Source organism: Falsiroseomonas oryziterrae, assembly GCF_021864505.1.
GTDB classification, from domain to species: domain Bacteria; phylum Pseudomonadota; class Alphaproteobacteria; order Acetobacterales; family Acetobacteraceae; genus Falsiroseomonas; species Falsiroseomonas oryziterrae.
Window position 1 is genome coordinate 1 of record NZ_JAKJIB010000171.1, and the last position, 8128, is coordinate 8128.

Genomic DNA, 8128 nt, shown 5'->3' on the forward strand with positions numbered 1-8128 from the left:
GGCGGTGCGCGAACGCGGCTCGGCGCGCGCCGGGTCGACCGCCCGCGGCGCCGAGACGTTCAGGTCGGCCATGACATGCGCTCCGCCGGGACCGCGCGATGCGCGGGCACGACAGGGCGGGACGGCGGGCGAGCGCCCGTCGGCGTGGCGTGCATGCGTCTGTTCCCCGGCCTTGCGCGGCGATGAGGTCGCTGGCTCCGTCGCCGGTCCCGTTGCGCGACGCCGCCTGCACAACCGGCGCGGCGCCGCCCGGTTGCCCGCGGGCGATCTCACGTGCGGACGAACACGGATCCGCAACGCTCGGCCCGGTAAGGCTGCAAGCTGGCGCGGCAGGCCCGCCCGCCCGGGGCGGGCCTCGCGTCACCCGAGACGCAGGAGGTGCGGCGCGCGCCAGGACCCGTCCAGCGCCGCAGGCTGCGGCCAATAGAGCCGCATCGCCAGGAAGAAGGGCCCACTCGGCGCGGGCAGCCAGTTCGCCTCGCGCGCCGGCCCCGGCGATTCGTGCTGGATATGGAAGGTCAGGCCGCCATCCGGATCTCGCTGGAACTGCGGCAGCATCGGCGAATTCAGCAGGTAGCGGTTCAGCGGATTCGCCACCAGCAGGCTGTCCGGCAGGCCATACATGGTCAGGGACCAGAACGCGTTCACCGGCGGCATCCGGTCCGGCGCGAAGCGGAGCGTGTACCGCCGGCCGCCATGCAGCGCCGCGCCGTCCGCATCCGTCCGGTACAGCGGATAGACCGCTTCCTCGCGCGAGTTGCCGTAGATGCCGATGACCGCGGCGGCCATGCGGTAGAGATAGTTGTTCCGCAGGAAGGCCCGGGTGCCGAACAACTCGCCGGACGAGACTTCGCCGGCATCCATCCGTCGCCTTAATGCCTCGAAATCCTGCCATGCATCCGCGATGCCGCCCTCGAGCGCGGCGCGCGTCGCGGGCGACAGCGAGGCGGGATCGAAACCACGCCCGGCCCCGACGCCGATGCGCGCGAAGCTCGCCATCAGTTCCGCCTCGGACGGATGGGTGGGGCAGAAGCGCAGCACGAAGTTGAGGATGCGGAAGAACTCCAGCGATTCCCGCTGCTGGCCCGGCGTGAGCGGCTGGACGAAGTCGATCGCGGGCGCGGCGGGCGGGGCCGGGCGGTTGAGGAACGACGACAGCGGCTCGGCCCTGTAGCCGGCCTGGATTCGACGCACCGCATCCAGATCGTGCGCTCCGAAGAGCTGCGTGCGGTAGCCGGCAAGGCCAAGCTCGGTCTCGCAGCGAAACACGCGCGACACGCCCTCCGGCGTCGCGCCGTCCCAGCGCGGCCCGGCGACCAGGAAGCTGCCGCCACCATTCCCGGTCGTGCGGCTGCCGGCATAGTCGAAGTTGAAGGTGTAGGCGTCGATGAACTGGATGCTGAAGTAGCGGCCCGCCTCGATGCGCGGGACGGTGAGCACCAGCGGCTCGGCGCGGAGGTCCATCCCCAGGAAGGAATAGGGCGTGTCCGAATTCGGCGTCTGGATGGCGCGGTCCTCGGGCGTGAAGACTCGCGCCGTGTTGAACAGGTGGTTCCAGGGCGCCTTGAACTCGGGATTCGGGCGATCCACGAAATAGGCCTGCTGGATCCGGTAGTTGTCCACCATCGGGAAGCCGTAGACATAGGCCTGCTTCGCGATCGCGCGGATCTCTGCGGCGGACGGCGCAGGCTGGGCGCCGGCTCCGCGGCTGCCGAGCATGAGGTTGGAACAGGCCACGCCCGCCAAGGCGGCGTGGAGGCTACGGCGCGAGAGCATCATGGTCATCAGCCTCCTGACGTCACGTCGGCGCGTGCCCGCGAGGATCGCGCACACGCCACAAGCTGATGCGCTCTAGGCCGCGTCGCGCAGGCCAGCCTTGACCTGAATCAAAAGGATGGCGCTACCGTGCCGGGACGGCGGCAGGTCATCCCGCGCCCGCCGGCGCCAGGGCGTCGAGCGCCGCCGGCGTCCCCGCCGCGATCAGCGCCGCCACCATCCGCGCATAGTCGCGCCGCGTCACCGCGCCCCCTTCCCGGTGCCACAGGTAATGCCAGTTCAGCATCGCGAAGAAGCTCATCGTCAGCGGCTTCAGCAGCGGCGGCCGAGCGCCGGGATGCAGCTCCGCGATCATCGCCGCCGCCTCGTCCACCAGGGCGCGCTCCAGCGCCTTCAGCGCCTCCTGGCGCTTCGGCGAGAGCAGCGACAGGCAGGCAATCTGCACGCGATGCACCGCATCTGCGTCGCGATAGGCGTCGAGCAGCAGGAAGGCCAGCGCCTCCAGCCGCTCGCGCGGCGCGCGCGTCAGCCCGCCCGCGCCGCGCGCGATCTCCACCAGCTTCTGCAGGTGGCCGGCCAGCACGTCGAACAGCAACTCCTCCTTGTCCGTCCAGTAGTGGAAGAGCAGCGGCTTCGAGACGCCGGCGGCCTCCGCGATCATCGCCATGGAGGCGCGGTCGTAGCCATGTCGCGCGAAGAGCTCGGCCGCCTGGGCGAGGATCGCGTTGCGCTTCTCGAAATGGTCGGGGGCACGTGGACGGGCCATTCAGCGCGACCGCTTGTCCACCACGCGCCGTGCCTTGCCGACGCTGCGCTCGATCGCGCCGGGATCGCGGACATCGACCGCGGCGGACACGCCGATCATGGCCTTCACGTGGTGCGCCAGCGCCTTGCCTGCCGCCTGCCGTTCCCCGTCGTCGGTGCCGGGCTCGCACTCCACCGCGATGGTCATGGAATCCAGCGGACCCTCGCGCGTCAGGATCAGCTGGTAATGCGGCGCCAGGTGCGGCACGCGGAGGATCTGCTCCTCCACCTGGCTCGGGAACACGTTCACGCCGCGCAGGATGATCATGTCGTCGCTGCGCCCGGTGATCTTCTGCATCCGCCGGAAGGCCGGCCGCGCCGTGCCCGGCAGCAGGCGCGTCAGGTCGCGCGTGCGGTAGCGGATGACCGGCATCGCCTCCTTCGTCAGCGAGGTGAAGACCAGCTCGCCCGGCTCGCCATCCGCCACCGGCTCGCCGGTCTCGGGGTGCACCACTTCGGGGAAGAAGTGGTCCTCCCAGATATGCGGGCCGTCCTTTGTCTCGACGCATTCGTTGGCGACGCCGGGTCCCATCACCTCCGACAGGCCGTAGATGTCGACGGCATGGATGCCGAAGGCCTCCTCGATCTGCGCGCGCATCGCCTCGGTCCAGGGCTCGGCGCCGAAGATGCCGAGCTTGAGCGAGGTGCCGCGCGGATCGACGCCCTGGCGGCGAAACTCGTCGAGAAGTGCGAGCATGTAGCTCGGCGTCACCATGATGATCTCGGGGCGGAAATCCACGATCAGCTGTACCTGCCGCTCCGTCATGCCGCCCGACACGGGGATCACGGTGCAGCCCATCGCCTCCGCGCCGTAATGCGCGCCGAGCCCGCCGGTGAAGAGCCCGTAGCCATAGGCCACATGCACCATCATGCCGGGCCGCCCGCCCGAGGCGCGGATGGACCGCGCGACGACCTGGCTCCACGTCTCGATGTCGCGCTGCGTGTAGCCGACGACGGTCGGCTTGCCGGTGGTGCCGGAGGAAGCGTGGATGCGCGCCACCTGCTCGCGCGGCACGGCGAACATGCCGAACGGATAGTTGGCGCGCAGGTCGGCCTTCGTCGTGAAGGGGAACTTCGCGAGGTCCGGCAGGTCGCGGAAATCCGCCGGCGTCACGCCCGCTGCATCGAAGGCACGGCGGTAATGCGGGACATTCTCGTAGGCGTGACGCAGCGTCCAGCCGAGCCGCTCGCGCTGCAGCGCGCGCATCTCCGCGACCGACATCCGCTCCGCCGGATCGAGCAGCTCCGCGGGCGGGGGCGAACCGAGCTTCATGCCGGAACCTCCACGAGATGGCCTTCGATGACGCGCGACAGGCCGCGGAACACGGCGATGGCGCGCCCCTCGGAATCGCTGACGGTGACGTCGGTGATGCCGCTGCGACCCGCCGCCTGCGTCTGCACGGCGCGCGCCGTCAGCACGTCGTGCAGCCGTGCAGGGCGCAGATAGGTGATGGTGTTGGATTGCGCGACGGCGCGTCGGTTGAAGGAGTTGCAGGCGAAGGCAAAGGCGCTGTCGGCCAGCGCGAAGATGAAGCCGCCATGGCAGATGCCGTGCCCGTTCACCATGCGCTCCTGCACGGTCATGGTCAGGTCGGCCTCGCCCGGTGCGATCCGCGCGATCGCCATGCCGAGTCCGGCCGAGGCGCGGTCCTCGGCCCACATCGCCGCGGCGCAGGCCTCGGCAAGTTTCTGGGCGTTCATTCGGGCGCCCCTTCGAACCGCGGCGCGCGCTTCTGCGCGAAGGCCGCGACGCCCTCGTTGTAGTCGTGGCTTCGCCCGAGTTCCTGCTGCAGCTTCGCCTCGAGATCCAGCTGCGCGTCGAGCGTATTGCCCTCCGCCGCATCCAGCGCGCGCTTCGTCGCCGCGAGCGCCCGCGCCGGCAGCCGCGCGAGCCGCTCGCACAGCGCCTCCGCCTCAGCCATTACGCGGTCCTCCGGTACGGCGCGGTGGATCAGGCCCATCGCCGCGGCGTCCGCGCCGGTGATCGGATCGCCGAGCATCGCCATGGCCCGCGCCCGCGCAGGACCGGCAAGCCGCGGCAGCATCCAGGTCGCGCCGCTGTCGGGGATCAGCCCGATGCGGATGAAGGCCTGGGAGAACTTCGCCGTCTCCGCGGCGACCGTGATGTCGCAGGCGAAGGCGACGGAGGCGCCCGCACCGGCCGCGCTGCCGTGCACCGCGCAGACCACGGGCTTCGGCAGCCCGCGGATCGCGCGGATCAGCCGATTCCAGCCGCGCTCGATCACCGCGGCGAGATCGGCGTCGGGCCCCGTCAGCCCGGGCTCCGCCAGGTCCTGCCCGGCGCAGAAGCCGCGCCCCGCGCCGGTCAGCAGCACGGCGCGCGTCGCATCGTCGCGCGCGCTCTCCTCCAGCGCGGCCAGCAGCGCCGCATGGAGCGCGGCGTCGAAGGCATTGAGCTTCTGCGGGCGGTTCAGCGTCAGCACGCGGTATCCGGGCCTGCGCTCGACGAGCAGCACCTCGCTCATGCCTCCCTCCCTTTTTCGTATACGATGTAGTCCGCTATTGACTGACCGCTCGGTCAGCTTATTGTCTGCGGCAGCGTGGGTCAACCGCGCGTGGGAGGATCGCATGGGCGTGGCGGACGACTTCGCGACGACGCACCGGCCGACGCTCGACCAGGCGATGCAGGCCGCGCGCAGCCGCACGCATTTCTCCGCCTACCCTGAGACGCCGTCCGGCAAGATCTACGGCGAGGCTGCCAAGGCCGAGGCGGAGGCCGCGTTCAATTCGCTGTTGAACCGCCCCTTCGAGCCGGGCGCGCGCCAGATCGGCGCGGAGGTCTCGCCCTGGGGCCCGACGTTCGGCATCACCTATCCTGCGCTCGACGTCGCGACGCTGGTCGCGCGCGCCGAAGCGGCCGCGCCGTCCTGGGCCGCGGCGGCGCCGGAGAGCCGCGCCGGCGTCTGCCTCGAGATCCTTCGCCGCCTCAACCGCGACAGCTTCCTGATGGCGCAGGCGGTGATGCACACCACCGGCCAGGGCTGGGCGATGGCCTTCCAGGCCGGCGGGCCACATGCGCAGGACCGCGGCCTCGAAGCCGTCGCCTACGCGATGGAGGAATTGTCCCGCATTCCCGGCACGGCGCGCTGGGTGAAGCAGGCCGGCAAGGAGCAGCTTGTCCTCGACAAGCAGTTTCGCGCGGTGCCCCGCGGCGTCGGCCTCGTCATCGGCTGCGCCACCTTCCCGACTTGGAACGGCTATCCGGGGATCTTCGCGAGCCTCGCCACCGGCAATGCGGTGATCGTGAAGCCGCACCCGTCCGCGATCCTGCCGCTGGCGCTGACCGTGCGCACCGCGCGCGCCGTGCTGGCGGAGGCGGGCTTCGACCCGCACGTGGTGCAGCTCGCGCCCGACACGCCGGAGGCGCCGATCGCCACCGAACTCGCGACGCATGACGCGATCGGCATCGTGGACTTCACCGGCGGCCCCACCTTCGGCCGCTGGCTGCGCGAGCATGTCGGCGGGCGCAAGGCGCTGCACACCGAGGAAGCCGGGATCAACCCGGTGGTCCTGCACTCGACGGCCGACTTCGCCGGGCTCTGCCGCAACCTGGCCTTCTCGCTTTCCCTCTACAGCGGGCAGATGTGCACCGCGCCGCAGAACATCTTCGTGCCGAAGGACGGCATCGAGACCAACGAGGGCCGAAAGAGCTTCGACGAGGTCTGCGCCGCCCTCGCCGCGGCGGTGGACGGGCTGCTCGCCGACCCGGCGCGCGCGGCGGGCGTGGCGGGGGCCATCCAGAACCCCGCGACCCTGGAGCGCATCGCCAAGGCCCGCAGCCTTGGCCGCGTCGTGCGCGACAGCGCGCCGATCCCGGGCCAGGACACCGCCCGCACCGCGACGCCGCTGCTGCTCGCGATCGAGGCGGACGCCTGCGAGGCCTGGGGCGAGGAGCGCTTCGGCCCCATCGCCTTCCTGATCCGCTGTCCCGACGCGCAGGCCGCGCTGGACTACGCCGCCGGCTCCGCCCGCGCGCGCGGCGCGATCACCGCGCTGGTGCATGCGACGGACGAGGCGTTCCTGGCGCGTGCCGAGGCGGCCTTCGCGCGCGCCGGCGTGGCGCTCAGCGAGAACCTCACGGGCGGCGTCTTCGTGAACCAGTCCGCCGCCTTCAGCGACTACCACGTCTCCGGCGCCAACCCGGCTGGCACATCCTGCCTGACGGACGCCGCCTTCGTCGCCAACCGCTTCCACATCGCCATGGCGCGGCGCCCCGCCGCCGCGTAGCGTCACTGCAACAACCAACCGGGAGGACAACACATGGGTCTGGGTTCGATGCTCCGGCGCGGCGTGCTGGGGCTGGCGGCAGGCGCGATGATCGCGCTGCCCGCCCTTGCACAGCAGGGCCAGCCGATCCGCATCGGCGCCGTGCTGTCGGTGACCGGTCCGGCGAGCTTCCTCGGCGACCCCGAGGACAAGACGCTGCGGCTCTACGTCAACCGCATCAACCAGGCGGGCGGCATCAACGGCCGGCCGATCCAGCTCATCGTCTATGACGACGGCGGCGACGCCAACCGCGCCCGCACCTTCGCCACCCGCCTGGTGGAGGACGACCGCGTCGTGGCGATGGTCGGCGGCACCACCACCGGCACCACCATGGCGATGCGCCCGGTCTTCGAGGAAGCGCGCATTCCCTTCATCAGCCTCGCCGGCGGCATCGAGATCATCGAGCCGGTCGCGCCCTTCACCTTCAAGACGCCGCACACCGACCGCATGGCCTGCGAGAAGATCTTCCAGGACATCCGCGCACGTGGCCTGTCGCGCGTCGGCATGATCAGCGGCACCGACGGCTTCGGCCAGTCGATGCGCACGCAATGCCAGCGTGTGGCCGGCGCAGCCGGCATCACCATCGTGGCCGACGAGCAGTATGGCCCGCGTGATTCCGACATGACGCCGCAGCTGACGCGCATCCGCAACACCGCGAATGTCGAGGCGATCGTCAATGCCGGCTTCGGCCAGGGGCCGGCGATCGTCACCCGCGGCTACGCCCAGCTCGGCATCCGCCTGCCGCTCTACCAGTCGCATGGCGTCGCCAGCGCCGAGTTCATCAACCTCGCGACCCCCGCCGCGGCCGAGGGCGTGCGCCTGCCCGCCGCCGCCCTGCTGGTGGCCGAGCAGCTGCCGGCCAACGACCCGCAGCGCCAGGTGCTGATCGACTACAAGACGACCTTCGAGCGCGAGTTCAACCAGCCGGTCTCGACCTTCGGCGGCCATGCCTATGACGGCCTCATGATCCTGGTCGAGGCGATCCGCCGCGCGAACAGCACGGACGGCACGCGCCTGCGCGACGCGATCCGCCAGACGCGCGGCTTCGTCGGCACCGGCGGCGTCGTGAACATGAGCGCCACCGACCACATGGGCCTCGACCTCAGCGCCTTCCGCATGGTCGAGATCCGCGGCGGGCAGTTCCGGTTGATCGGAAACTGACCGCTTCTCCCTCCCCCGCTTGCGGGGGAGGGTCGGGGTGGGGGTCGGTCACGCAGCGCGCCCTCATCCTCGCACCCTCCCCCCTCGCGTCTCCCCCCCC

The 8128-nt window shown here is 71.2% G+C and carries 7 protein-coding genes; 2 read left to right on the plus strand and 5 right to left on the minus strand.

Features of this window, described 5'->3' with window-relative positions:
* Nucleotides 1–360 precede the first annotated feature (360 nt).
* From L2I40_RS14065 to L2I40_RS14085, 5 genes are all read right to left on the minus strand, one after another.
* A complete protein-coding gene (locus L2I40_RS14065; protein ID WP_237215605.1) occupies nucleotides 361–1785 on the minus strand; it encodes a DUF1254 domain-containing protein in 1425 nt (474 codons plus the stop codon).
* 139 nt (nucleotides 1786–1924) lie between these two features.
* A complete protein-coding gene (locus tag L2I40_RS14070) occupies nucleotides 1925–2542 on the minus strand; it encodes a TetR/AcrR family transcriptional regulator (protein WP_237215607.1) in 618 nt (205 codons plus the stop codon).
* On the minus strand, nucleotides 2543–3853 hold the full coding sequence (gene paaK, locus L2I40_RS14075; RefSeq protein ID WP_237215623.1) for a phenylacetate--CoA ligase PaaK: 1311 nt from the start codon (nucleotides 3851–3853) through the stop codon (nucleotides 2543–2545).
* Nucleotides 3850–4281, minus strand: a complete 432-nt coding sequence (paaI, locus tag L2I40_RS14080; RefSeq protein WP_237215625.1) for a hydroxyphenylacetyl-CoA thioesterase PaaI — start codon at nucleotides 4279–4281, stop codon at nucleotides 3850–3852. The genes paaK and paaI overlap by 4 nt, the downstream gene beginning before the upstream one ends.
* Nucleotides 4278–5066, minus strand: coding sequence for an enoyl-CoA hydratase-related protein (locus L2I40_RS14085; RefSeq protein ID WP_237215627.1), 789 nt, complete (start codon nucleotides 5064–5066; stop codon nucleotides 4278–4280). Before L2I40_RS14085 ends, paaI begins: the two co-directional genes overlap by 4 nt.
* A gap of 109 nt (nucleotides 5067–5175) precedes the next feature.
* On the opposite strand from L2I40_RS14085, the gene paaN reads away from it, so the two are divergent.
* Together paaN and L2I40_RS14095 are read left to right on the plus strand one after the other, a co-directional pair.
* A complete protein-coding gene (gene paaN, locus L2I40_RS14090) occupies nucleotides 5176–6828 on the plus strand; it encodes a phenylacetic acid degradation protein PaaN (RefSeq protein WP_237215628.1) in 1653 nt (550 codons plus the stop codon).
* Between the two features lie 33 nt (nucleotides 6829–6861).
* Entirely contained in the window at nucleotides 6862–8028 is a 1167-nt protein-coding gene (locus tag L2I40_RS14095; RefSeq protein WP_237215629.1) for an ABC transporter substrate-binding protein, read from the plus strand.
* Nucleotides 8029–8128 lie beyond the last annotated feature (100 nt).